General features: G+C 39.5%; 28 protein-coding genes. 22 read left to right on the top strand and 6 right to left on the bottom strand.

Annotation, left to right across the window (positions count from 1 at the left end; all coding sequences use genetic code 11):
• Positions 1-81: 81 nt before the first annotated feature.
• From IQ283_RS15170 to IQ283_RS15190, 5 genes are all read left to right on the top strand, one after another.
• Positions 82-1650 carry a BCCT family transporter gene (locus tag IQ283_RS15170; RefSeq protein ID WP_194220969.1) on the top strand — a complete coding sequence of 523 codons (1569 nt, stop codon included), beginning with the start codon at positions 82-84 and terminating at the stop codon, positions 1648-1650.
• Positions 1651-1753: 103 nt separating this feature from the next.
• Positions 1754-1981, top strand: a complete 228-nt coding sequence (locus IQ283_RS15175) for a hypothetical protein (protein WP_408962603.1) — start codon at positions 1754-1756, stop codon at positions 1979-1981.
• A 160-nt stretch (positions 1982-2141) separates the two neighbouring features.
• On the top strand, positions 2142-3341 hold the full coding sequence (locus IQ283_RS15180; protein ID WP_194220970.1) for an alanyl-tRNA editing protein: 1200 nt from the start codon (positions 2142-2144) through the stop codon (positions 3339-3341).
• 184 nt (positions 3342-3525) lie between these two features.
• Positions 3526-3852, top strand: coding sequence for a PadR family transcriptional regulator (locus tag IQ283_RS15185; RefSeq protein ID WP_194222252.1), 327 nt, complete (start codon positions 3526-3528; stop codon positions 3850-3852).
• A 4-nt stretch (positions 3853-3856) separates the two neighbouring features.
• Positions 3857-4603 carry a DUF1129 family protein gene (locus IQ283_RS15190; RefSeq protein ID WP_194220971.1) on the top strand — a complete coding sequence of 249 codons (747 nt, stop codon included), beginning with the start codon at positions 3857-3859 and terminating at the stop codon, positions 4601-4603.
• A gap of 87 nt (positions 4604-4690) precedes the next feature.
• Here the strand turns inward: IQ283_RS15190 and IQ283_RS15195 are convergent, their stop codons facing one another.
• On the bottom strand, positions 4691-5680 hold the full coding sequence (locus IQ283_RS15195; RefSeq protein ID WP_194220972.1) for a DMT family transporter: 990 nt from the start codon (positions 5678-5680) through the stop codon (positions 4691-4693).
• 114 nt (positions 5681-5794) lie between these two features.
• On the opposite strand from IQ283_RS15195, the gene IQ283_RS15200 reads away from it, so the two are divergent.
• The gene (locus IQ283_RS15200) at positions 5795-6373 is read left to right on the top strand and encodes a helix-turn-helix domain-containing protein (protein WP_408962604.1); all 579 of its coding nucleotides are present in this window, start codon (positions 5795-5797) and stop codon (positions 6371-6373) included.
• 38 nt (positions 6374-6411) lie between these two features.
• On the opposite strand, the gene IQ283_RS15205 is transcribed toward IQ283_RS15200, so the two are convergent.
• Positions 6412-7863 (bottom strand): SulP family inorganic anion transporter, encoded by a 1452-nt coding sequence (locus IQ283_RS15205; protein WP_194220973.1) that lies wholly within the window; start codon positions 7861-7863, stop codon positions 6412-6414.
• 356 nt (positions 7864-8219) lie between these two features.
• Here IQ283_RS15205 and IQ283_RS15210 point away from each other — a divergent pair, with 356 nt between their 5' ends.
• The gene (locus IQ283_RS15210; protein WP_098442909.1) at positions 8220-8417 is read left to right on the top strand and encodes a helix-turn-helix domain-containing protein; all 198 of its coding nucleotides are present in this window, start codon (positions 8220-8222) and stop codon (positions 8415-8417) included.
• A 72-nt stretch (positions 8418-8489) separates the two neighbouring features.
• On the opposite strand, the gene IQ283_RS15215 is transcribed toward IQ283_RS15210, so the two are convergent.
• A complete protein-coding gene (locus tag IQ283_RS15215; protein ID WP_194220974.1) occupies positions 8490-9824 on the bottom strand; it encodes a sugar porter family MFS transporter in 1335 nt (444 codons plus the stop codon).
• 194 nt (positions 9825-10018) lie between these two features.
• On the opposite strand from IQ283_RS15215, the gene IQ283_RS15220 reads away from it, so the two are divergent.
• The 3 genes from IQ283_RS15220 to IQ283_RS15230 all read left to right on the top strand — a co-directional run bounded on the left by IQ283_RS15220 (position 10019) and on the right by IQ283_RS15230 (position 12468).
• Complete coding sequence (locus IQ283_RS15220) at positions 10019-10639, top strand: TetR/AcrR family transcriptional regulator (protein WP_194220975.1); 621 nt, start codon at positions 10019-10021, stop codon at positions 10637-10639.
• Positions 10640-10683: 44 nt separating this feature from the next.
• A complete protein-coding gene (locus IQ283_RS15225) occupies positions 10684-12126 on the top strand; it encodes a DHA2 family efflux MFS transporter permease subunit (RefSeq protein WP_194220976.1) in 1443 nt (480 codons plus the stop codon).
• Between the two features lie 177 nt (positions 12127-12303).
• The gene (locus IQ283_RS15230; RefSeq protein ID WP_194220977.1) at positions 12304-12468 is read left to right on the top strand and encodes a hypothetical protein; all 165 of its coding nucleotides are present in this window, start codon (positions 12304-12306) and stop codon (positions 12466-12468) included.
• 102 nt (positions 12469-12570) lie between these two features.
• Here IQ283_RS15230 and IQ283_RS15235 read toward each other — a convergent pair whose 3' ends face one another.
• The gene (locus IQ283_RS15235) at positions 12571-13317 is read right to left on the bottom strand and encodes a MerR family transcriptional regulator (RefSeq protein ID WP_194222254.1); all 747 of its coding nucleotides are present in this window, start codon (positions 13315-13317) and stop codon (positions 12571-12573) included.
• A 261-nt stretch (positions 13318-13578) separates the two neighbouring features.
• Between IQ283_RS15235 and IQ283_RS15240 the strand changes: the two genes are divergently transcribed.
• From IQ283_RS15240 to IQ283_RS15255, 4 genes are all read left to right on the top strand, one after another.
• Positions 13579-14484 carry an alpha/beta fold hydrolase gene (locus IQ283_RS15240; RefSeq protein ID WP_194220978.1) on the top strand — a complete coding sequence of 302 codons (906 nt, stop codon included), beginning with the start codon at positions 13579-13581 and terminating at the stop codon, positions 14482-14484.
• A 34-nt stretch (positions 14485-14518) separates the two neighbouring features.
• Positions 14519-15076 (top strand): maltose acetyltransferase domain-containing protein, encoded by a 558-nt coding sequence (locus IQ283_RS15245; protein WP_194220979.1) that lies wholly within the window; start codon positions 14519-14521, stop codon positions 15074-15076.
• 310 nt (positions 15077-15386) lie between these two features.
• Positions 15387-16511, top strand: a complete 1125-nt coding sequence (locus tag IQ283_RS15250; RefSeq protein WP_194220980.1) for a sensor histidine kinase — start codon at positions 15387-15389, stop codon at positions 16509-16511.
• A gap of 78 nt (positions 16512-16589) precedes the next feature.
• Positions 16590-16820: a hypothetical protein gene (locus IQ283_RS15255; RefSeq protein ID WP_194220981.1), complete on the top strand. Its 231-nt coding sequence runs from the start codon at positions 16590-16592 to the stop codon at positions 16818-16820.
• Between the two features lie 351 nt (positions 16821-17171).
• On the opposite strand, the gene IQ283_RS15260 is transcribed toward IQ283_RS15255, so the two are convergent.
• On the bottom strand, positions 17172-17348 hold the full coding sequence (locus IQ283_RS15260) for a hypothetical protein (protein WP_194220982.1): 177 nt from the start codon (positions 17346-17348) through the stop codon (positions 17172-17174).
• A gap of 363 nt (positions 17349-17711) precedes the next feature.
• Between IQ283_RS15260 and IQ283_RS15265 the strand changes: the two genes are divergently transcribed.
• From IQ283_RS15265 to asnB, 4 genes are all read left to right on the top strand, one after another.
• A complete protein-coding gene (locus IQ283_RS15265) occupies positions 17712-18194 on the top strand; it encodes a DinB family protein (RefSeq protein WP_194220983.1) in 483 nt (160 codons plus the stop codon).
• A gap of 165 nt (positions 18195-18359) precedes the next feature.
• Positions 18360-18965, top strand: coding sequence for a peroxiredoxin (locus IQ283_RS24185; RefSeq protein ID WP_242057421.1), 606 nt, complete (start codon positions 18360-18362; stop codon positions 18963-18965).
• Positions 18966-19175: 210 nt separating this feature from the next.
• Positions 19176-19736 carry a class I SAM-dependent methyltransferase gene (locus IQ283_RS15280; protein WP_194220986.1) on the top strand — a complete coding sequence of 187 codons (561 nt, stop codon included), beginning with the start codon at positions 19176-19178 and terminating at the stop codon, positions 19734-19736.
• A gap of 429 nt (positions 19737-20165) precedes the next feature.
• Complete coding sequence (gene asnB / locus IQ283_RS15285; RefSeq protein ID WP_194222255.1) at positions 20166-22073, top strand: asparagine synthase (glutamine-hydrolyzing); 1908 nt, start codon at positions 20166-20168, stop codon at positions 22071-22073.
• A 56-nt stretch (positions 22074-22129) separates the two neighbouring features.
• Here asnB and IQ283_RS15290 read toward each other — a convergent pair whose 3' ends face one another.
• Positions 22130-23515 carry a DUF2254 domain-containing protein gene (locus IQ283_RS15290; protein WP_194220987.1) on the bottom strand — a complete coding sequence of 462 codons (1386 nt, stop codon included), beginning with the start codon at positions 23513-23515 and terminating at the stop codon, positions 22130-22132.
• Positions 23516-23740: 225 nt separating this feature from the next.
• Between IQ283_RS15290 and IQ283_RS15295 the strand changes: the two genes are divergently transcribed.
• From IQ283_RS15295 to IQ283_RS15310, 4 genes are all read left to right on the top strand, one after another.
• Positions 23741-24205 carry a CBO0543 family protein gene (locus IQ283_RS15295; RefSeq protein ID WP_194220988.1) on the top strand — a complete coding sequence of 155 codons (465 nt, stop codon included), beginning with the start codon at positions 23741-23743 and terminating at the stop codon, positions 24203-24205.
• 84 nt (positions 24206-24289) lie between these two features.
• Complete coding sequence (locus tag IQ283_RS15300) at positions 24290-24613, top strand: DUF3889 domain-containing protein (RefSeq protein WP_206759479.1); 324 nt, start codon at positions 24290-24292, stop codon at positions 24611-24613.
• A gap of 131 nt (positions 24614-24744) precedes the next feature.
• Entirely contained in the window at positions 24745-25044 is a 300-nt protein-coding gene (locus tag IQ283_RS15305) for a hypothetical protein (RefSeq protein ID WP_194220990.1), read from the top strand.
• Between the two features lie 130 nt (positions 25045-25174).
• On the top strand, positions 25175-26089 hold the full coding sequence (locus IQ283_RS15310) for an AEC family transporter (RefSeq protein ID WP_242057359.1): 915 nt from the start codon (positions 25175-25177) through the stop codon (positions 26087-26089).
• Positions 26090-26136: the final 47 nt, after the last annotated feature.

Consider the following 26136-nt stretch of genomic DNA (forward strand, 5'->3'; position numbering starts at 1 on the left):
AAAAGGTGGATGCAGTCAAGAAACAGCAGTTTTACTTGCGGTAACGGTTAATTGAATAATCTCATGGGAGGGGTTCATGTTATGAAAAGTTTTAAGCATCCGGTTTTCTGGCCACCGTTTCTTCTATTACTTGCAGCTGCCATTGTTAGTTTTACAAATAAAGAGGCCTTTATTTCGACGGCAACTAATATGAACAACTGGGTGATTGCCAATCTTGGCTGGCTATTTAGTATCGCAGGGTTATTAATGGTTGTAGCCTGTGTTGCTGTATATTTCTCACCGCTAGGAAATATCCGCATTGGCGGAGCCAAAGCGAAGCCGATGTTGAAACCAATGACGTGGTTTGCCATCACCTTAACGACCACGATTGCGGCAGGTCTGACGTTTTGGGGAATTGTTGAGCCACTATACCATGTATCGGCACCTCCAGAATCGCTTGGCATTGATCCGAATAGTCCAGCAGCAGCCATCTTCTCACTTTCTACAATGTACTTGCATTGGACGATTACACCATATGCGATTTACTGCTTACCAGCGATCGTCTTTGCTTTTGCGTACTATAATATGAAGAAGCCTTTTAGCTTAAGTTCAACATTAGCTCCCCTATTCGGTAATCGCATTTCGGATAAATGGGCGAATGTGATTGATGCTCTTTGCCTTTACACTCTTGCTCTTGGGATGGCAGCTTCGATGGGTACGAGTTTATTGAACCTTGGCGGTGGCGTTAACTATATTAGTGGAATTGCAAGTTCTCCAACCTTATGGGCTGCGATTGCCATTGCGTTAATGGTGACGTTTATTATTTCAGCGTCTACAGGTTTAATGAAAGGGATTCGAGTTCTTTCCAATATCAATATGAGACTTTTTATAGGTATTATCATCTTTATGTTTATCGTGGGACCAACTTCTTACTTATTAAATTTAGGGACGGAATCGGCGGGAAATTATTTTACGAACTTCTTTAACAAAAGTCTCTTCACGGGAGCATCTGCTGGAGATCCTTGGCCCCAATCGTGGACGACGTTCTACTGGGCAAGCTGGTTCTCGTGGGCAGCGATTACGGCTTTATTCCTTGGAAGAATTTCATTTGGCTACAAAGTGAAACACATGATTATCGTCAATTTTGTTTTACCAGCATTTTTCGGAGGATTATGGATGACGATCTTTAGTGGAACAGCAATTAACATGGAGATGACGGGTGCTGGACTTGCTAATATCATGAATACAGTAGGTGCAGAGGCTGCTCTCTATGCGGTATTTGATGCTCTACCACTTGCTGCAATTGTGATTCCGATTTATGTGTTTATCGTCTTTATATCCTTTGTTACTGCAGCTGATTCAAACCTTGCAGCCATGGGTGGTATTTCTTCAACGGGAATTACACCTAGTAGTCCTGAACCAAGCGTGCTCATAAAAGTTGTGTGGGGGATTACAGTAACGCTAGTTGCATGGATCATGATCAGCTATGCGAATATTGATGGAATTAAAATGTTAGCCAATCTCGGTGGTGTTCCGGCTCTCTTCTTATCCCTATTCGTTCTCGGTTCTCTTATGAAAATCATTCGTCATCCTAAGAAATTCGAGAAGTTTGATGATTCAGAAGAAGTTGGAGGGGTAGAAGAACAAAAGCCAAAAGATAAAGCTGTATAAAAGTAAAGAACAGACAAATCGTCTGTTCTTTTTTACTTGAATGGACTACCGTGTGAATGAATCGTGCTAAACTAGTAGAATAAGAAGAGAGGAGTGAAGGCAAGTGGGGAAATGTACAATCAATCACTCGTACGGAGACGTTATGACGAAGCTTGAGAACCAGTCACCTTATATGCCAGATGAACTTGTGCAGGATACATATCGCTTCTTACAACAAACGATTACACAAGAAACATTGAACGAACTGTTTCACCTATTGAAGAAATATGATCTCGCTTCGGAGGAAGTGCGCCAAGAACGGAATGCTGGACTTCAAAAACTGATTAGGTAATAGGTTTAAACTTATATTCGATTTTTCTACAAGAACTTCATTCATTCCGCGCTATTTCAAATAACTTTTTTTTGAGATTGATACAGCGGCTCTCAAATCTGATAAATGATAAGCTAATCAATAGTAACTTATTTACTAGTACAGAAAGAAGTGAAATGCAATGACGACAAAGCTATTTTATGAAGACCCATACATTAAGACATTTACAGCTGAAAAGTGGGAGCAGTTCACAGATGAAGCGAATCGCTCTTACGTTGTTCTAGATCAAACGGCTTTTTATCCAACTGGTGGGGGACAGCCGTATGATCGTGGAACGCTTAATGGTGTTCAGGTTCTTGATGTAGAAGAGGTAGAAGGAGAAGTTCGTCACTATGTTGACGGCAAGCTTCCTGAGGCAGAACATATTCACGGTGATATCAACTGGCCACGCAGGTTTGATCACATGCAGCAGCATGCAGGACAGCACATTCTTTCGGCAGCTTTTGAAGACCAACTTGGATATAGTACGGTGAGCTTTCATCTAGGTCAGGAAGTTTGTACGATCGATCTTAACGTTGCCGCTCTTGATGATGAAGAAGTTAAAACAGCTGAAAAATTTGCGAATAACGTTGTTCAGCGGAACTTGCCGATTGAAACGAAGTGGGTAAGCGAAGAGGAGCTGGCGAACTATACCCTTCGTAAGCAGCTAGCCGTATCGGATGACATTCGTCTTGTGATAATTCCAGACGTTGACTATAGCGGATGCGGAGGGACACATCCTTCTTCGACAGGCCAGGTACAGGCGATATCTATTTTAAAAATAGAAAAGCAAAAAAAACAAACGCGCGTCCATTTTGTCTGTGGCGAGCGAGTAACTGATGAACTTCGAGAGAAACAGGGTATCATGCTTGGACTCACGAACGCTCTTAGCGTTCCTCAATCACATTTAGTAGAAGCGGCAGAACGAGTGCTCCTTCAGTCGAAAGAATATGAAAAAACGATTGAAGAGCTAAATGAAAAACTACTTACCTATGAAGCAAAGGAATTACTTCATGGTGCTGATACCATTCATGACCAAAAAGTCGTACAGATGATTTCCAAACAACATGGAATGAAAGAACTGCAAAAGCTAGCGAAGATGGTGCTAAAAGAAGATCCACATGTGATCGTCTTTTTCATAAGTGAGGGAGAAGATAAGCTGCAAATCGTTTGTGGAAGAGGAGAAGCTTTATCTTATGATATGAACCTTAGTTTAAAAGAAGTTCTTCCATTCATTAATGGAAAAGGTGGAGGAAAGAAAGACTTTGCGCAGGGTGGGGGAGAACCGGTTCGTTCTGCGGAAGAAGTTTTGATTGAACTTGTGAAAGTAACGCTACATTAAAAAAACGAGCGCCCCTAAGCATTGCTGGGGCGTTTCTTCTATTTTGGAAAAATATGAATATAACTCTTGTCATACAAGATAGCTTAGCATATACTACATATATACCTTGCTTTACAAGGTAGCTGAATGATTTCTATAACTCTTGTATAACAAGGGTTATAGGTTGGAAAGATTGGTGAAGCACATGCAAACAACTCAAATGTTAAAAGGAATCATTGATGGCTGTATTTTATCCATTATTAGTGAAGGAGAAGTATACGGATATGAGCTTGCCTCAAAGCTTGATGATTATGGCTTCGAAGCATTTAGTGAAGGGACGATTTACCCGATCCTTATCCGTTTACAGAAAGATCAGCTCATACAGTCAACATTAAAGAAATCAACTGCAGGACCGAAGCGAAAATACTACGCGTTAACGAAGAAGGGAGAAGAAGAATTGAAGGGTTTTAAGAAGCGGTGGATTCATTTAAGCACAACCGTAAATCAGATTTTAAACAAGGAGAGTGAATGAGGAGATGACGAAAGAAAACGAGAAGTTTATTCAAGATATGCGTATTTATCTGATTACGAAAGGAGTAGGTGAAGAGGAAATCGATAGTTTCTTAATGGAAGCAGAAGATCACTTGATGGAGGGGGAGCGCGACGGAAAGACAGCGAAAGATATCTTTGGAAAGGATCCGAAAGCTTACGCAAAAGAACTGATTGATTCGATGGATCAGTCGCCACATGATAATCGGAAATTAATTGCGCGTATGATTGCAGGGGTTTTTGGTATCTTTTTAGTATCACAGTTTATAGATGGGAATACATCATTTTCACTAATTGAAATCATCGGTTATCCTATTTCAACGATCGTATGGTTGGTTGCTCTTATATGGGCCCTTCGGATGACTTCTTTCCATACAGGTGTAAAGAGCTTTCTGATTGTTTATGGCATCGTTATGGTTCCGATGATCTTTACCGTAGGGGTTACGATTCTTCACATAGAATTTGGCAGAGACGTGTTGTTTCTCAGTCAACCGGTTGCTTTAACTGTAGGCGGTATCATTATAATTGGTTTAATTGCTAACTTCAATTCTCTTATTGGTTTGTTATCAAGTCTTGTCTTAATGCTGATTCTTTTTGGAGCTCAACTGCTGTTTAGTCTGCTTCATTTGGAAAGTTTCGCATGGGAGATGTGCGCTTATGTTATTAGCGTCGTTGGGCTTATCGTGATGATGAGTTTTCGGAAGCAATTACCTAAGACGATCATAAAGGGATAGAGTTTGAAGAGATAAGATACATGACACTTCATAAAATGACCAATCATTAGGAAATGACTGGTCATTTTATTTTAGTCGTAAGCTTTTCTATACCGTTTTCTGTTGATCTACTTGTCGATGATCGGGAGGGCTGGATTCGTTCAGCTTTTTAACATTAAAGCTATGAAGAACGATGCCGACAATGATGAGGGCAATGCCAACCCATGCGATGTAAGTAGGAAGTGGGCTCGATAGAAGCAGTCCCTCTCCAGCAATCACAAACAATACCTGAGTTGACTGAGTCGCTTCAACAGAGGCAAGCTTTCCCTGGTGAAGTCTGACGCGGTCTGTTGCGATGAAAAATAATGTTGTGGCAATAACGCCTGAACAGATGGCAACGATCAGCGATTGAGTGAGCTGTTCTCCTGAAGGAATGCCAACCTTATTCCAGGCGATAACACTTAAAATAATCCAGAACGGAGTGCTCCCAAGCGTCATGCCTAACACTCGTTGAAAGGTATCGAGTCGTCCATCACAAAGCTCCATCATCTTTCGGTTTCCGAGTGGATAAGCAATTGCTGCAAAAAGGACAGGAAGAATGCCTATCATCACTTCGTTTACAGTCATTTCATTTGCTTTTTGCCACTGAATTAACATGACACCAGCAAGAATCACGATGGAAATAAGGAGGGCTTTTGTTTGAATGCGGTGCCGTTTTTTTATCGGTCCATTAGACGTTTGAACGGTTGAGTAAAAAAGAGGAGCAACGATAATTCCACCTACGATCGTCATTTGCCATGTTCCTGCCACAAGCCACCCTGCGCCATAAGCTGCAGCATAGGTTAAAGGGGCATAAAATAAAACGAATCCAACAAAACTCCAGAGTAACCACTGAAAAGGGTTCCTTCGCATTTCAGTAAAAACTTGTTTCATATTCCGTCTAACGAGTACAATTAATAGAAGAAAAGGAATCATGAAAAGGAAGCGGAGGGAGGAGCTCCACATCCAGCTTCCTCCGGCTAACTCCATAGAACGATTCAAAATAAATGTAACTGCAAAAAACATTGAGGCGAGAATACCGATTGCAATTTCCCTCATATTACTTAAACACGCCCTTTGTTAAGTATAGTATATTATGTTTTATGTATATTATAATATACTATAGGATGTGGTAGAAATGTACAAGAGAAAGATAATGGAGAGGATCTATTCGTGAATGAAAAAAAGATAACAGATGCAGAAAAGCTTGCTCAGCAGGTTGGTATGACGTTAAGAGGCATTCGGAAAAAACGTGAAATAAGCTTGCAGGAATTAGCAACGTTAACAGACGTGAGTAAGCTTACGTTAGGTAAAATTGAGAGAGGAGAGGCGAATCCTTCTTTAACGGTAATATGGAAAATAGCGAATGGACTTTCCATTCCGATCTCAAGTCTACTAGCAGAAAAGGAAGAAGTCGTCATTTCAAGGAAAAATGAGGGCAATAAAGTACTGAGTTCGAATGAGGCTTTAACGTTAGAACCCATGTTTACAGATAGTGGCTACGGCTCTCTTGAAACGCACCGTGCCTTTTTAGAACCTATGGGGGAGTATTACGCAGATGCTCATCAAGAGGGGGTCATTGAATATGTAACGGTAATGGAAGGAAGGGCAACTGTACAAGTTCAGGAACACACGTATGAATTAAATACGTATGATTCGATTAAGTTTAGAGCGGATCAAAAGCATGGTTACTTAAATCTTCACAGCGAAGGTGCTGTCTTACATTTCGTTATGATCTATACGAACGCATAACATAGAAAAAAGCCACAGCAGTGGCTTTTTTCTTGCGCTTATTTATTATAAACAGCTAAGCGGTCGATAAGCTGTGAACTTTCCTGGTTAACACCAGTCACTTTCACATCGATCTCGTTCTGTCTGAATTTCATGATGGCCTTATCAACGGCACCAACACCTGAGTCATCCCAGACGTGAGCATCTGATAAATCAATCTCGACCGTTTTAATGCCTTCTTCTTTATAATTAAAGCTATTCACAAAGTCAGTAACAGATGCAAAGAACAGCTGACCATGAATGTGATAGATCTTTTTCTCAGCATATTCGTCGATCTTTTCTTCTACGCGTACTTTTGAAATCTTAGAAGCGAAGAATAAAGCACTTAGAATAACACCGGCAAGAACACCTTTTGATAAGTCATGCGTTGTGACAACAGTTATGACGGTGACGACCATCACGGCTGCGTCAGATCGCGGCATTTTATGAAGATTTTTAATGGATGACCAATCGAATGTTCCGATTGATACCATAATCATAACGCCAACTAGAGCTGCCATAGGTATTTTAACGAGTAAATCGTTTAATACTAAGATCAGAATCATTAAGAAAACGCCGGCAACGAAAGTAGATAAGCGTCCACGTCCACCTGATTTCACGTTAATAACGGATTGTCCAATCATCGCACAACCAGCCATTCCTCCGAAAAATCCGGCTACAACGTTCGCCATCCCCTGGCCTTTTGCTTCTTTATTCTTATTGCTGTCTGTATCTGTTAAGTCATCAACGATTTGTGCTGTTAAGAATGTCTCAAGTAAACCAACAACCGCTAGAGCCATTGAATAAGGGAAAATAATTGCTAATGTTTCAAAGTTCAATGGAATACTAGGGATTAAGAACAATGGTAATGCTTGTGTTAATTCACCCATATCACCAACCGTTCGAACGCCGCTACTAGTGGTAATCGCTACAATTGTAATCACAATGATCGCAATGAGTGGTGATGGAACAGCTTTCGTGAAACGTGGGACAATATAAATAATCGCGAGAGCACCTGCTACCATCAAGTACATTGGCCATGATTCACCAACGAAATGCGGCAGTTGAGACGTGAAAATAAGAATCGCAAGTGAGTTCACAAACCCAATCATAACGGAGCGGGGCACAAACTTCATAAAGCGAGCAAGCTTAAACACGCCAAGGAAGAATTGAATAACACCTGTTAAGATCGTTGCTGCAAGTAAATATTGTAGTCCATGATCCGCTACAAGTGTCACCATTAGAAGCGCCATGGCTCCTGTTGCTGCAGAAATCATTCCTGGTCTACCGCCAACAAATGAAATCACTACGGCGATACAAAAGCTCGCGTATAGTCCAACCATCGGATCTACGCCTGCGATAATGGAAAAGGCAATCGCTTCTGGTATTAAGGCAAGTGCGACAACGATTCCGGCGAGGGTATCGTTTTTTACATTGCCAAACCAATCTTGTTTAATAGAAGATAAGTTCAATGTTGCACCTCTTTCTAAATCTAGTATTGTGATGACTCCTAACTCTCATAGAAGTCGGGTCCGTTTACAACAAGATGAAGTTTAGCACAGAATCTATGAAAATGGAAATAAGAATGTAAGCGAAAATCATGCGGTAAAAACTTTGATTTACTCTTATTTACTCTTTAATTCGCATGCATTTAATTTTGATAATTTATTAGTAGCACACTAAAACCAGATGATTTGTTTATCGTTTAATCTAATTTAACCTAATTTGATATAACCTGTTATAATGAGTTATCGTATTAAGAGAGTTTGGGTCCATAAGCGGAAGAACTTTGTTAGAATAGGGTGATAGATTGATAAGGAGCGATAACATGAGTCAGGATAATGAGCATCATGATATTATGACGATCTCTCAAGTGGCGAAATATTTTCAAATTAGTGAGATGACCACATATAAATTAGTTCAGGATGGCAAAATCCCGGCGTTTAAGATTGGCAGTCACTGGCGTATTCAAAAATCTGATCTTACTGAATTAATTAAAAAGCTTAAAAATGGTGAGCGAATATAACGGAGACGTTGCTAACAAAGAAAACCCGCTGATCCAATGTGGATTAGCGGGTTTTCTTTGTTTGTATTAAGTTTAAGCTTTTCCTCGGAGGTCATTTTCAATATCCTCAAGACTTCTTCCTTTGGTTTCTGGTACATATTTCATGACAAAGAAAAAGGCAAGGACACCGATAATGGCAAAGATTACGAATACCCATGCTGTTCCGAGCGCTGAGAGTAGAACAGGAAAGAATAAGGAAACAACTAAATTCGATGCTGATAGCAGAAGTGTTGTAAATCCTGTCGCAGCCCCTCGAGCTTTATTTGGGAAAAGTTCTGGTAGCATAACCCAAACAACCGGCCCCCATGTGGCGGAGAAAAAGATAATAAAGAGCCCAAGAAAGACGACGGTTAGCCAGGCGATTGTCGTTGTAAGTTCTGCTGTAAAGAGAATCGTTGCAAGAATCATTAAGCTTAATGACATCCCGATATTTCCTAGTAGCAACAGCTTTTTTCGACCTAGCTTATCAATCGTAGCGATGGCTACAAGCGTCATCAACACATTCATGATTCCTATTCCAAGCGTTCCGAGGATAGAAGCTGAATCTCCAAGTCCGGCTTTTGTGAAAATGGTTGGTGCGTAGTAAATCACCGCATTAATACCAATAAGCTGCTGGAAGATGGCGATACCGCTTCCGACAAGAAGCATTGGGCGTATCCATTTGGATTTAAGTACATCCCACGTGCTTTCTTCAGTTTCCTCAATTTTTTTCATTTGCTTCATTTCTTCATCTATTTCACTTTGTTCTCGAGTTAATGCCATCACGTTTCTTGCCTCTTCTTCACGGTTGCGCTTAATGAGCCAGCGAGGACTTTCGGGCATAAAGAGAACACCGATCATTAATACGAGCGCTGGAACGGAAGCAAGACCAAGCATCCAACGCCATCCCTCAATTGGTGCAAATGCATAGTTAATGAGGTAAGCGAGCACAATTCCAATCGTTATCATTAACTGATTAAGCGAAGCTAGTGCGCCCCTTGACCTTGTTGGAGCCATTTCTGATAAGTAGACAGGTACAATCGCTGTTGAACCACCAACAGCAAGTCCAAGAATGATGCGGCCTATAATGAGAACGACTGCGTTAGGAGAAAGAGCTAAGACGAGTGATCCAATCATGTATATGAGTGCGATTGCAAAAACGACCCGCCTGCGCCCAAACCTATCAGATACATACCCACTCATTCCTGCACCTACAATAGCACCGCCTAATAATGAGCTAACGACAACCCCTTGTAGAAAGTCGGATAGTGGAATATCTTGTTTAATAAATAATAAGGCACCCGAAATAACTCCTGTGTCATATCCGTACAGTAAGCCTCCGAGAGCCCCGAAGAAAAAAATCCATCCCTTACTAATGTTTCTGTTCATCACAGTAACCACCTTTGCAAAACATTATTCCTAAAAAATAGTTTCCACTCTTTTTTTGAAAGCAAACATTATCATTTAATAGAGTGTGCTACTCATTGCAGGAGAGCTCTTTTCTTGACATGTGACACTGTGTCACATATAGTAGGTTTGGCGATATGACACGGTGTCATAATTTTAGCGGTAGGTGATTCAATGTGCCAAAAGCAACCTTTTTTAATTTGAAAGAAGAGAAAAAGCAAATACTAATTGATGCAGCAAAAAAAGAGTTTTCTAGAGTATCGCTCTATGATGCATCGATTTCAAATATCTTAAAAACTGCGGGTATACCAAGGGGAAGCTTTTATCAATATTTTGAGGATAAGGAAGATGCTTTCTTTTATTTATTAAATGAACATGCGAGAGAACGTCATGAACATTTAATTGCCAATCTAAAGAAGTTTGAAGGAGATCTCTTCAAAGCAATTAGTGAGATCTTTAGATCTACATTGGAGCATTCAGAGGATACTGGTCAGAGGGACTTTATTCGAAATGTACTGCTTAATATGAACTATAAGATTGAGAATACGTTCTCGCAGTATTTAACCGAGGATGTAACAAACCATCGCTATGATGACATTTATGACCTTGTTGATCATGAGAACTTAAATGTTTCAAGTAGGAAAGAGGTGTTTCATATTATGCAGATTTTAACAGCCGTTACGTTTCATAATTTGATTCACAGTATCTCTAATAACTTATCCATTCCAGATGCGATGGCAAAATACCAGACTGAGCTTAGACTTCTTCAATCCGGTCTACTTCGAACACCTTCCTGAAGGACATCAGGAAAATAGAGAATCATTGAGAAAGAAGGGAGAACATGAACGACACTAAACAATCATCAGAAGCAATCGGTTCTTTTAATAAAGTACCGCTCTTAATCGTCCTATTATCAGGTGCGTTTGCAGCGATTCTAAATCAAACGCTGCTTGCAACGGCATTGCCACATATCATGGTCGATCTTGACTTGGAGGCAAGTACAGCACAGTGGCTTACCTCTATTTTCATGCTAGTTAATGGCGTGATGATTCCAATTACAGCTTTTCTAATAGGTAAATTTACAACAAGAACACTATTCTTAACCGCGATGGGGCTATTTGCGGTTGGTACAGCTATTTGCGCCGTTGCCCCGAACTTTCCACTCTTGATGGTAGGGCGTATCATCCAGGCATCTGGTGCCGGGATTATCATTCCGCTTATGCAAACGATCCTCTTTTTAATTTTCCCTGTTGAAAAAAGGGGTACAGCGATGGGGATGTTTGGGCTTGTGATTTCCTTTGCACCAGCGATCGGGCCGACTTTATCAGGCTGGCTTGTGGAGCAATACCCGTGGAGAAGTTTGTTTTATGTGATCCTGCCGATCGTGATTATTGACTTCTTTATTGCGTATTTGATTTTGAAAAACGTGACAGAGCAAACGAATCCGAAGCTAGATATTCTATCGATCGTTCTTTCATCGTTAGGTTTCGGTGGATTATTGTATGGGTTCAGTAGTGCTGGTACAAACGGATGGGGAAGTGAACAGGTGATTATCGCCATGCTCATCGGTAGTGTGACATTGTGCTGGTTCATCTTACGTCAGTTAAAACTCAAGCAGCCTGTGCTTCAATTTAGAGTGTTTCAATATAAGCTATTCACATTAACAACTGTGCTTGGGATGGTTGTCTTTATTGCCATGATCGGTGCTGCAACTGTTCTGCCGCTTCTTATGCAGAATATGCTTGGATTCACCGCATTTGAATCAGGATTAATGCTATTGCCAGGGGCTCTGATTATGGGCTTTATGAACCCGATTACTGGTAGGATATTCGATAAATTTGGAGCAAAGTGGCTTGCGATCATTGGTTTGATTATCGTAACGGTGACGACATTTATGTTCACAAATTTAACAGCAGAAACGACGTTCGCTTATTTAGCTATTGTGAATGCGATCAGAATGTTTGGGGTAGCGATGGTGATGATGCCAGTTACAACGGCAGGATTAAATCAGCTTCCTGCTCACCTCATTCCACACGGTACAGCTATGAACAATACAATGCGTCAAGTGTCCGGTGCTGTTGGAACCGCACTTCTCGTAACCGTCATGTCTCAGGCAGCGCAGCCGTCACGCGGTGTTGAAGGTCTTGTTCATGGCGTTAACGTTTCCTTTATCGTAGCGGGTATTTCAGCTATTATTGGACTTGTTTTAGCTTTGTTTATTCGAAAACCGAAAGCGACTAAAGAAGATTCAGTTCAGAAAAGCAAAGTGGCTACTGAAAATTAAATTGCCTAGATGATAAATAAGATTTTTGTAGATATTTTCTATGAGTAGAAAAAACTCTTCCTATACTAATATAGGAAGAGTTTTTTGAATACATCACTTTTCATCTACGACAGATGAAACTTTTTCTATAAACAATCGTAAAAAGGGTAGACAATCTCTTAAGAAGGAGTAGATGTGATGAAAAAGTCGAAAAGAGAGAACAAGATGGGACTAGGTATTGGTCTTGGAGTAGCGATCGGAGCGGGTGTAGGAGTCGCATTGGATAATATTCCAGTAGGAATTGGTGTTGGAATCGCACTTGGAGTCGGATTTGGTTCCAGTAAAGGGAAAAAGAATGAGTAATAAAAACACTTGGAGTCGGGTTTGGTTCCAGTAAAGGGAAAAAGAATGAGTAATAAAAAAACTCAACTTCTTAAGAAGTTGAGCTTTCCTGTTTAGTGATTCCTATTTGTTTCGATCTGCATACACTTTCATGGCATCTCGCATAAAAAGCGCAAGTCCTTCCCCATATTGATCAATGTTCTTCGTGAAACGCTCATCGTCTACATAGACCTGACCAAGTCCTTCAAATGCCTCAAGTGTATAGTGATAGCCAACCTTTCCATTGAGAAATTCATACCAATCGTGAATCGCTTTCTGTGCTTCAGCTGCTTCCGGTGAACCATTTCTAAGATCAGCCAGTCTTTTATAAATGGAATCAAACGAGTGACCGAGCTTATTTTTTTCGTCCTTTGATAAGCTGTTGATCTTTTGTTTAGAGCGATTGATGGCTTCATCTCCATAACGCTCGCGTGCCTCTTGTTCATATGGGTTCTGGCTAAAATCGAAACCAGCAAATCTCTCTTGATCTGTCATTGATCTTTCTCCTTTCACATTTTGGATCGTTTTATCAATCATGGTGATCATCTTATCCAGACGTTGTTTCTTTTCATGCAGAATTTCTTTTTGATAGTTGAGCGCTTCCATTCGATCAAAATCAGGTTCCTCTAGAATGGTTTTGATTTTCTTCAGTGAGAAATCAAGTGCTCTAAAAAAGAGAATTTGCTGAAGCTTCTCAAGATCGTCCTTCGAATAAAGACGGTAACCAGTTTCTGTAGTAGCTGGTGTTAAAAGTCCGATTTCATCGTAATAATGAAGGGTTCGAACGCTAATTCCAGTTAATTCCGCTACTTCTTTTACTCGTTTCATCAGCTAAATGCCCCTCCTTTCAAGTTTAACTTTAGAGGATAACGCAACGTAAGGGTCAAGAGGTAAGGAGAATTCATTTATGATCTTTTCCATTTCAGTGTTTTCCTTCTATTCTGAGCGTTCTTTTTAATTTCATCAAATTCCCAACTAAAAATGTTATTATTTAGGGGAGATAGCAAGCTTTACTGTAGGGAAAGAAAATAATTGTTATTGATGTTCACCTTCTCATCCATTTTGCGATAGGACAACCATAAGGAGGGGCTTATGCAGGAGAAGTCGATGGTTTTAAGTGATGGAAGGAAACTTGGCTATTGGAAGTATGGCGATCCTACTGGTATACCGATTATGCTTTTTCATGGAACACCAGGGTCACGCATCTGGTTTTTAGAAGATGATGAACTGGCTAAAGCGATGGGGATTTACTTAATTTCAACAGATCGACCGGGTTATGGGCTCTCCACTTTTCAAAAAAATAGAACGATCCTTGATTGGGCTGTTGATGTAGAAGAGCTCGCTACGCATATTGGTTTAGGTCATTTCTCTGTCCTCGGTGTTTCTGGAGGAGGTCCATTCGCTGCGGCATGCGCATATGCATTGCCCGAACGAATCCAAAATACAGCTCTTGTTTCTTCAGCTACACCATTTAAAAAAGGTAGGGCCCCAAAGGAAATGGCGAAAGAAAATCGGATTGCCTTTTTTTTATCAAAATATTTTCCATGGCTTATCAAGAAAGCGAATTTAGCTCAAAAGAAAATGCTTGAAAGCCATCCAAATAAGTATCGAAATGCTATGTTAGCTGGGAATCATCGTCATCTTTCTGATTGGGATCGTGCCTTTTTAAAAGAAGAAGCTCTTGTGGAAACAGGATTATATCACGCGAAGGAAGCTTATCGACAGGGTGTAGAAGGAGTCATCTATGAAACGAATCTCTTATCAAAAGATTGGGGGTTCGAGGTTAGCGAGATTAAAGGGCCGTTGAGATTATGGCATGGCGAGAATGATACGTTATCACCTGTAAATGAAGTTCGTAAACTAGCGAAACGAGCACCTTTAATAGAGATGACGCTCATTCCGAACGGAGGTCATTTTCTCACAGAGAATGAAGATCTATGGGCGGAAATGTTACTCTATTTAAAAAATTGGAATGTGAACACAACGGTTTTATCGTGAGTAACCATTCTTAGAGGAGATAGGAGCGAGTTATTTGAGGTCAGAAAAAGAAAAGATGATCAGGGGAGAATATTATCGACCAGAGGATGAGCAATTGCAGAAAGATCGTCTTCATGCACGCAAAATAACAAGGTTATTCAATCAAACCATTGAGACAGATATAGAAGATAGAACGCGGTTATTGAAGGGGTTCCTTGGTTCTACGAAAGAAAATCTCTATATTGAACCGACTTTTAAGTGTGATTATGGTTATAACATTCACGTAGGAGAGAATTTTTTTGCGAATTTCGACTGCGTGTTTCTCGATATTTGTGAAATACGCTTTGGTGACAATTGCATGCTAGCACCAGATGTCCATATTTATGCCGCAACCCATCCTCTAGATCCGACGGAACGCAATTCGGGTCAAGAATATGGAAAGCCGGTTTTCATTGGAGACAACGTATGGATCGGTGGAGGCGCGATCATTAATCCGGGTGTCACAATCGGAAATAATGCTGTCATTGCTTCAGGTGCTGTGGTTGTGAAAGATGTGCCGGAGAATGTCGTGGTTGGTGGGAATCCAGCGAGGGTAATCAAAGAAATCGAATAGGTAAGAGTATCAGTAAAGCGCTTTATTTTTCACGTGAGAGTGGTAAGACAATCACCAATATTAAATGCATTGAATTCCTTCTAACGACTTGTTTTACACCAGTTGTAGAGCTATTCACTTTTGGCTTATATCGTTCGAATTACTTTTATAGGAAAGAAAAAGAGAGATTTTCTTTCATTGATTGACGATCTTTATCCACCAATAATAGATTATCTCTCTACAATGCATCTATAAAATACCCTCTATTTACTGTTATACTTGAAAATATAACCATGAATCACCGACTAAGGCAGGAAGGGGTGAAGGAAGTATGGCTGTTCGAGAGCAACTACTAGACTATCTCGATCATAATCTTGAAAGCTATCTTATCAAATGGAAACAAAAGATACGGATTTCTAAGACAGACATACACCGCGATAAAGTGGAAGCCAATGGTATTCTCATGTATCGTCTTGTTCAACAAAATATAAAAGAGCCAATTGCTCATGAGAACATTGTGACACTTGCGCACAAAGTAGCAGTTGAGCGAGCAGAAGCAAATGTAAACATAGGAGATTTTATTTATAACGTGAATGCTGGAAGAAGCGTTCTCATGAAGCATATAACGTATTCTAAAGTAAATGTGAATGATCTACAGAACACTCTTGACTCCATAAATGATTTATTTGATCTGTTTTCTTATCATGCCGTAACCGAGTATACAAAGCTGAAGGAAAACGAATTGCAGGAAAAGATTTCTTTTATAGATGAAACTCATCAAGAGAAGCTTTCCATTCTGGGCCAGATGTCTTCTAGTTTCGTTCATGAGTTCAGAAATCCCCTTACAGCCATTATAGGATTTGTGAAGCTTCTACAAAGAGAGTATCCCGATATGAAATATGTTGAAGTGATCGATCATGAGCTACAACAGCTAAACTTTCGCATTGCTCAATTTTTGCATGTCTCCAAAAAGGAGATTGATAGCGGACAGGAAGAGTGGCTGGAGGTTAAGGGTCTGTTTGACTCGATTATTGCCTTCATTTATCCAAGTATTATTGATATTGATGTGCGAATTGTTAATGAATTTCCAGCGAATCTTTCTGTATATGGACAGCAAGATAAACTACGACAAGTATTCTTGAATATTCTTATGAATTCGTTAGATGCTCTTAAAGCTGAAGGCTCTCCTCGCCAAATACGGATCGCGGGAGAACAAGCAGAAGGAATGTTAACCATTCGCATCACAAATAATGGACCAAAAATTTCAGATAAAACCCTGGATCGCATTTTTGAACCCTTTTATACGACAAAAGAACTTGGCACGGGCATCGGATTGTATGTGTGTCAAAAGATCATTCAGAATCACCACGGGGAAATTAACTGTCATTCTAGTGAAGAAGAAACGACATTCACAATTCACTTACCATTTGTTGAGAAAAAGGATGCGATAAAGTAACCCCTTTAAAATTGCTTTCTGATCAAGATGCCTACTATAATGTGGGCAAGCAACATCTTGATGTAAGGAGTGAGAAGAATGATTACTAAAAACGCGGGAACGCTGAGTAAAGCCTATTTTAAATCTTATATGGAGCTCGTGATGAGTGCGAGAGAATGTTCATTGGAAGAAGCGAAAGGTTATGCATTTGAGCAGCTTTTTCAAAATAATGAACAGGCAAATGGCCCTGAAACATATGAGAAGTTTAAAATGGCTTATGCAGAGCTGTTGGAAAAAGTGTCTGCTGAAGAAGCTGATACATTAGAATAAATATGGATCGGTATGGAATAGAGGCTTAGTGAAGTCTCTTTTTTATTCACTTTTTTTAATGATAGGGGGCATAAAGGTGTTTGGATGGGAATACGTTCCTGACTGGTTCCCCTGGTTTGCGGGTGTTGTGGTCTTGCTATTTGTTTTATTAAGTGAATGGTGGATTAGAAGATAAAATAAGAAAGGACAGGGGAGATTGAACTACCCCTGTCCTTTCGGTGTTGTTTCATTAGTTTCCAGCACCCAGGTCCTCGAGTCGCTTCGCCTTTTACTCTGAACACAAAGGACGTGTTCAAATTAAAAGGCTCCAGCGCTTGTCGGACCTAACCGGGCGCTGGAGCTTTTCTTTTATTAAAGCATTTTATATTCTTCGTGTCTTACGACGATTCGTTTTGATTCGTCTTCTGAGTATTCTTCCCATTCGGCTACAATCGTATTGTTTAGTAAGCTAACGACTTTAGCTTTTCGGTTATCGATTTCGACTAGACTTCCGATTTCAGGGAGAATGATTTCCTGTTCTTCCTCCATGTAAATCCCTCTTTTCCATTTAAACTGATTTATATAATAACATAATTCATATAGGATGCCTAACGATCTGAAAAAATCAATTGTATTTTTGTTGAAAAACCACTTTTGGGTTGATAAGCCTCGATAAATACAAGAAATATCGAGCTTAATCGCCAAGTTTCGCGAACATAGCTAAGAGGAAAGAAGGTTTTGTGTTTTAGCATATGAAGAGATGTATTAGCATAAAGTGATGTATAGCCTATTCTCTCCCCCCTCTTTGTGAGGGGTATTTTTGTTTTCTGAACTTTTCTCACTTTATTTGCTCAAGAATGAGGTGTAAAATGAATGAAGTAAAGAATGAATACATATTCAGGAGGTTATTTGATGTTTCGATCACTTGAAGATTTTGTACGAACATGGGAACGTGAGACGGCTCAAACTGTTAAACTAATGGATCATCTAACAGATGAATCTCTTTCACAGCAAGTTGCGCCAGATCATTTTACACTAGAAAAGCTAGGCGTTCACTTATCACAAGCGATTACTTATATGATGTCGAGTGCTGGGCTCGACCTTCAACCGAAGAAGGAACGTGATTCCTTTAAGGCAGAAGAAATCTCAGCTTTGTATAAAGAAACTGCTGAAGAGTTCGTGAGCACTCTTCAGGAGCAGTGGAATGATGAGAAGTTAACAGAAACAACCACATTCTTCGGTAGTGAGACAACTTACGGAACGATTCTTCTTCTCTTACTCCAACATCAGACGCATCATCGAGGACAAATGACAGTGCTTATGCGCCAGGCTGGTCTTACTGTACCAGGAATGGTCGGACCATCTCGTGAAGAATGGGCAGCCATGAAAAGGTAAACCTTCAAATGAAAGAGACTTTCTTTAGTAAAAAGAAAGTCTCTTTTTCTATGATATAAAACGCTTTAAGTGAACGGTTATAACCGTTAGGGATTAGAAGAATAAAAGAAATAGACAAATGGACAGCCTCTTGGACATATACTGCCTGTGAAAAGAGGTGGGGACGTGGAGCATGAAGAGCAGCAATCTTATCAACGACTAAACTGCGCACAAACAACAGACAAGGCGCCTTTATTTCGAGCTCAGGCCTTTGATCCGATTCAAAAAGAAATAAAGAGAATCAGCTTAGAGGATTACCGGGAAAAGTGGGTCATTCTTTTTTTCTATTCTAGCGACTTTACCTTTGTCTGACCGACAGAATTAGCAGCGGTCGCTGCTATTTATCCTGAGCTTCAGGCTATGAATACGGTAGTCTTAGGGATTAGTACAGATAGCGTTTACGCACATAAGGTATTCACAGAAGTTTCCCCGGCTGCATCTAAAGTGAATTATCTGCTTGTGAGTGATCGAAATCATAAAATCAGTCGAGATTATCGTGTATTAAATGAAGATGCGGGTGCTACCTATCGAGGAACGATTATTATTAACCCAAAAGGTGTGATCGTCTCAAAAATGGTTTATCCTGTTGAGGTAGGAAGAAATGCCTATGAGATTCTAAGATTAATTCAGGCACTTCAATATAATGAGAAGACAGGAAAAAGTGTTCAAGCCAATTGGGTACCTGGTCAGCAAGGGATCAATCGGAACGCAAATTATATAGGAAGAGTATAAAGCTACGGTTTACCGTAGTTTGTTTTTTTGCGGTTATCCTATCTAAATAATGAATTCTTGGTATCATCATAAATAGAGTTCCTTTTAAGGAAAGACTAGGGAATAAAGAAGAACTGACGGTAATAACTACCGTACTTTTGATCAAGGAAGGCAGGATGATTCATTATTAATCCATCCAAACAATCAAAGATATTCGACAAGCACGCAAAGATGTATGAGAAGAGAAGAAAGAAAACAACTATAGATACAAAATTCCGAAAGAAACTTTTAGCAAAAGCGAGTGGTGATGTTTTGGAATTATCGGTGGGAACAGGAACGAATTTTCCACTATACCCTAACATTCATTCACTAACAGCAGTTGATTTTAGTGAAGAGATGGTTCGCTATGCAAGAGAGGCTGCAAAAGAAACGCAGTATCCCTGTACGATCGTCGAGGAAGATGTAGAAATGGTTGATTTCAAAGAAAATACCTTTGATACGGTCGTCTCTACCTTATCTATGTGCTCCTATCCTCATCCCAACGTTGTATTGGAGCAAATGGCGAAGTGGTGTAAACCAGGTGGACAAGTATTACTGTTTGAACACGGAATAAGTTCCAATCGCATAGTTTCACACCTTCAAAAGAAGTTAGATCCAGTATTATCAGAAAAAATCGGATGTCACCTTGATCGGAATATAGTCCAACTCTTAGAGAATTCTAGTCTTCGCGTGACTGCAGTGGAAAGCCATTTCTTAGGTATATTTCATCTCGTTTTTGCAACAATAGAATGATAAGTAAACCTCTGTCTGAGCTACATAAATGAGAGAGGTTTTTTCTATAGATTTCATTCAAATCCTCTAATTATGTCGAAAGTTGACTTCTTTTCGGGTTAACGTTCGAATTGGAAGGGGAGTGTGATTTAATAGAAGGGATCACTTCCATTTAATTTCCTAGATAAGACGAACGACTTCTTTCCACTAATTGATAGCAACCTACTTCTCCTACTACCTCTCGAATAAAGAAAGCTACCGCATTTATAAATCAGATGAAACATTTAACAAGTTGAAATCGTTTAATAGATTGAATTCTTTTTAAATAAAATGACAGATACTGTCATAAATACAGTCAATCTAACGAACTTTTATAACGAAAAGGTTACGATTGGATTACAATAATGTTACAATGGGAGTGTTAATTCAAAAGAAAGTGTGGCTACAACTATGTGTGGTTTTGTTGGAGTGTTACGTACAGAACCAGGAAAATCGGACCATTACGATCATTCTGATTTTGTGAAAAGGAATCAAATTATTACACACAGAGGACCAGATGACGAAGGTTATTATACAGATGAATCGATTTCTCTTGGTTTTAGAAGGCTTAGTATTATTGACCTTGAAAGTGGTCATCAGCCTTATCATTACGAAGATAAGCGATATTGGATGGTCTTCAATGGTGAAGTCTATAATTATGTAGAACTTCGTGAACAGTTGAAGAGAGAAGGTTACACGTTTCACACGGAGTCGGATACAGAAGTGGTTCTTACGTTATTTGTACATAAAGGGGAGAAGGCGTTCGCTGACTTAAGAGGAATGTTTTCGATTCTTATTTGGGACAAACTTGAAAAGAAATTAGTAGGCGCTCGCGATCCATTTGGCATTAAACCCCTTTATTATATGCAGAATGATGAGGAGCTGATTTTTGCTTCTGAGAAAAAAAGTATCACAATGATTGAAGAATTCGAAGCCGTGAATCCTTCAGCTCTTCAACATTATTTAAGCTTTCAATATGTACCAGAACCGCTAACGATGACGGAAGGAATAAAGAAGCTTGAGCCTGGTCATTATTTTGTTAAAAAGCATGATGAGCCCATGGTGATGAGACGCTATTTCCATGCGACATTTAAACCGATTACAACAGAACGAAATTGGGTGAAGGACATTCAGAATGTTCTTTATGATTCTGTTAATGTTCACATGCGAAGTGATGTCCCGGTTGGCTCGTTTTTATCTGGGGGGATAGATTCTTCCATTATCGTTTCGATGGCAAAGAAATTTAATCCGCAAATAAAAACATTTTCTGTTGGTTTTGAACGGGATGGGTATTCAGAAGTTGATGTTGCGAAAGAAACGGCTGATAAGCTGGACGTTCCCAATTATTCTTACATGATTTCTGCAAAAGAGTATGTGCAAAAGTTACCAAAAATCATGTGGCATATGGATGATCCACTTGCTGACCCGGCTTGTGTTCCGCTTTATTTTGTCGCCAGAGAAGCTAGGAAGCATGTAACGGTTGTGCTTTCAGGTGAAGGGGCAGATGAGCTCTTTGGTGGATATAACATATACCGCGAGCCTGATGCGCTCCGTCTTTTCAAGCCTATGCCTGTGATGATGAAAAAAATGGTGAATCGCGTTGCACATGTTTTTCCTGAAGGAATGCGCGGAAGGAGCTTCCTAGAACGTGGATCAACACCGCTCTCGGAGAGGTATATTGGAAATGCGAAGATGTTCGAAGAAAGTGAAAAGAAAAAGCTTTTAACGACTTATTATCAAAATGAGCATTATCAAAAGATCACAAAACCTTTCTTTCAGAATGTGAAGAAAGACAATCCTGTGAATCAAATGCAATATGTTGATATTCAAACGTGGTTACGAGGAGATATTCTTTTAAAAGCGGATAAGATGACAATGGCAAATGCGTTAGAGCTTCGTGTGCCGTTTCTTGATAAAGAAGTGTTCCGAGTCGCTCGTGAAATTCCAGTTCGTGAAAAAATTGCAGATGGTACAACTAAATCCATTCTTCGTAAAGCGGCACGTGGGATTGTACCAGACCATGTTCTCGATCGAAAAAAACTTGGTTTTCCTGTGCCGATTCGCCACTGGCTCAGGCAAGAGTTGTATGAATGGGCAAAGCAGCTTATTCATGTGAGTGAAACGGATTACTTAATCGATAAGTCACTTGTGATGAGGCTTTTAGAAGCGCATAAAGCGGAAAAAGGCGATTACTCAAGAAAAATTTGGACCGTGCTAATCTTTATGCTCTGGCACCAAATATTTGTTGAAGATGTGTATTCCTTTGAAGAGCTTCAGCAGGAAGATGAAATTGTAAGCAAAGTAGCAACATATCGCTAAATGGAAAAGGTGACCTCTGGAGGTCACCTTTTTTGTATGATTTTTGGTTTGTATCCTTAAGAGTGCTGTTGTTCAATTTGGATTAAACGCTTCTCAATGGGCTTGTAATCTTCCTGATGCCCTGTAAATACAGCGAGATCATAGAGACGTTGTAGGAGATAATCTCGATCAAGATCATAGATGAATTGTTTCGGAATGTGATCCATTGAATTTTTTGCGAAGTCCCACACAACATCCAATTTGTCTTTGCTAATGGATTGAGAAACCATGCTAAGTGCTGAAATGATCTCCGTAATGATCGGATAGTTATCACCGGCATAGTGTCTTAAATACCCAAATCCTCGATAAAGGTAATAACTGAAGTCTTCTGCATCCATCACAACTCTTACTTGCTTTTCGTGATCGGCAAGGTATGGAGTGAAGGTAATGTCTCGTTCCACTTCAAGAAGTAGATCAGCCATTTGATGAATGATGGTGATTGAAGTTTGGGGGTCATCGTTACCGAGTGATTTCACACCAATTTCTGATAGCTTGGTCATTCCCATTTTTAGGTCTTGAATCTCTGTTTCTTTATAACCTAATTCAATGAAATCGCAATATTTTTCTGGGTTAACTCGTTCAGCTCCAGCACCCCAATATGAGAAGAAGCGGTTACCCTTTAAGACATAGTCTCCTACTTTGTTATGGAGTTTGATGATGATTTGATCTTTGTGAGCTTCTTCAATCATCGTTTGGAAATCAATAAGTTGAATATAACCAGAACTAGGAGAAGTAATAAGCGTTTCGGTCTCCCGTTCTTTTTCCATTAAGTCTCCTGGTTCTTCAGCACGGAATTGCTCAAGATCGTTTCGAAGCGTTTCTCTTACGATTGAGATCGATTCTTCCTTCATGTTTGTAGCAATATTATGTACCTGCATCCAGCTCGTTGCGTGATTGATAAAGAAAATAAACACGACAACAGTGATAAATGCGAGTAAAACAGTCATGCTGGGAATGGCTACAAAATATTCGTTTTCTTTGCTCGTAAGGAATAAGAAAATGATGAGCACATAAACAAAACTTCCGTGGAATATGCCGATAAAGTGCTGAGTTGTTCGATCGGCAACGAAGTTAAGAAGCATTCTAGGTGAAAATTGTCCGCTAAACGTCGTGAGAACAACGAGTAACGAGTTGAGTGTAAAGGCGCTAAGAGTTAAAATACCGCCTATGAGGGCACTGATTAACAATCGTGTTGGCTGAGCTGTTGTGCGTAAGATCTCAGGTACATAATTTGATAGTTCAAAAACTAAATCAAAATATAATGTAACAGCTACGAATACGAAGGCTCCTAAAATATATAGCCCTGGCATATACCAGAGCGTAGCCTGAAGTTCATGTTTTCGAATGCGTTTAGACATTTCGAAATATTTTCGTAGCTGCCATGGTAATAATTTTTTTATCATGGCAAGGGACTCCCTTCAATTTCAATCACTAACACTTTAGGATTACCCTTGGGGTTCGTCATTAAACCGTATGAAGAGGAATTTGTTTCACTTTTTTAATTAAACCCTTCATACGATGGTGCGAAATGTTAAATCGTGAACCTTTTCCTTTGTTTAACATTGAATAGTACAGACGGGTAGGGGAGATAATATTAGAATAGAGGATTAAATTGAAGGTGATGAATCATGATATCAGAAGAATCAATACTTTGGATTTTAATTAGTATTGGTGTTCTTTTGTTCGTTTACAGTCTTAGAAAGCCGCCAATAAAAGAATGGCTTCTCTTCTTTTTATTAACAGGCTATTTGTCATCGATTATTGGTGTCATTGTGGTTGAAGAGAATTTGCTTTCCTATCCAGTTAACTTGTTTAATACGCATTTCGATTCCAGTTTTACATATGAATATATCTTATTTCCTGTATTAGGCATTTACTATTATCAAAGTACTTATCGATCTGGGTGGTTGGGTTTTATCGTGAAGGCTGCAGTGTTTTCTTCTATTATTACTATTATGGAATACTTTTTAGAAAGATACACAAATCTTATACACTATATAAGCTGGACTTGGATGTATACATTCATCAGTACAATCTTTGTGTTAGTGCTCATCCGCATGATTGTCAAGTTCCTGCCACCCGTTAAAAATTAGCGAAGGGATTTAACTGGTATGTGCATGATTAGGAGGAAAGGAATGAATACTATCTTCAGAGTAAACTGAATGGAGGTAGTTACTTTGTTAAATAAACTGATTGCCGTCTTAGGAATGACTTTCATACTCCTTGTTCCGATCGCACAAGTTGGAGCTGAACCACCTTCTTATGCGAAGTGGGGGAAAACAGCGATTCAAGAGACGAGTCAAAGGTATCCCGATCAACAAATTACAGACTACAGATATGATGGGAAGGTTTTTATATCCGATGTTCGTGAGCAATACGATTTTGAATTTACGTTAAAGCAAAATGGACAATCAAGGGAAATTAGAGTCTATGTCCTCGTTAACCCTAAGAAGGACCAGTTAATCGATGTAAAATATGATGAGATTGAAGAATTTCAATAATCCTTATGAAAAAGTCAGCCATACTGGCTGGCTTTTTGTTGTGTTTTTAGGAAAAAAGGAATTTAGCGAGTTAAATCGAATGATATATGAATACAGAGAGGGTTATTTATTGAGAAGAGGAGAGGAAGACCATGAACATTATTAAGCGTAAAACAGATGTTGAGACGTTGTTGAAGAATTTTGAGCAAATTGCTGAATTTGACCAAATAGGTCAAAAACATTACTTCGTTTTTGAGGATACAGAAAAAGAAGGACAGTGTACGGTCATGAAATACCAAGGTGGTTCATTTTCCGTGCATTGCAAAGGAGCCTCTTATTGTGATGATCAGGAAAATTATTTAGATGATCGTGCACTAATAGGTTTCTTATGGAAGCGACGTAAGGGCGTTAACGCGATTCTTAGAGAAGTTCTTAAGGAAAAGGTTTCTTGAAAGAACTGAACTTCAATCGTGTGGGATCATTCAGGAACTCTTTTGAATAAGCATCGGTCCTGAAGAAATGCTCTCTTTCATGTAAACTGTAAAGGTATAAAAAAAGCAGTATTGAATTGAGGGACTCTTTTTGATTGGTGTATTTATTGAAATTATTGTACCCGTGTTCATTCTCATTGGGATCGGTGTTTTACTTCATCGTATTTTTCAATTTGATTTGTACACACTTGCGAAAGTAAATATTTATTTCATTGTGCCGGGTTTTATTTTCTTAAAGCTGTATGAAACAGCTTTTTCGTTATCGTTGTTTTTATCGGTGCTCACTTTTTTTAGTTTGTTAATTGTGATTTTATATGTTGTTTCTTATTTAATTAGCCGTTTATTCGGCTATAGTAGAAGTGTACGCGCATCGTTTACAAACAGCATCTTATTCTATAATTCAGGAAACTATGGCGTACCGGTAAATGATCTTGTCTTTAAGCATGATCCGTTTGCTATGTCGATTCAAGTTATCATCTTAACGTTTCAAAACATTCTTACGTTCTCATGGGGAATCTTTTCTTTAAAGACGGTAGAAGGAAATAAATTAAATGCGCTTCTTGGGTATTTTAAAATGCCTGTATTATATGCGATGGTTCTTGGAGTCGGATTTAATTTACTCCATGTGGAACTGCCTGAATTTGTATTAATTCCAGCAGGGTACATTGGTGATTCGATGGTGGCGATCGCTTTGTTAACTTTAGGAGCTCAAGTGGCCCAGCTTCGGTTCGCTAAAAATTTATCTGTTGTTTATGTAAGCTTAATGCTACGTCTGTTGCTTGGACCTGCCATTGCACTGGGGATTATTTTTGTACTAGGTATTGACGGGGTTACAGCTCAAGCGTTATTGATTTCATCAGCCATGCCGACAGCTGTGAACAGTGCTATTATTGCTCAGGAGTATGAAAATGAGCCGGAACTCTCTGCACAGATTGTACTTGCCTCAACCATTCTCAGCATGATCACAGTTACGGCTGTTATTTCATTAAGTCGCTGGTTGTTTTAGATGGACTGGTACTCTTTTGACCTAATATCGAAAGGGAGAAAGTATAC

It is taken from the genome of Pseudalkalibacillus hwajinpoensis, assembly GCF_015234585.1.
GTDB lineage: Bacteria > Bacillota > Bacilli > Bacillales > Guptibacillaceae > Guptibacillus > Guptibacillus hwajinpoensis_B.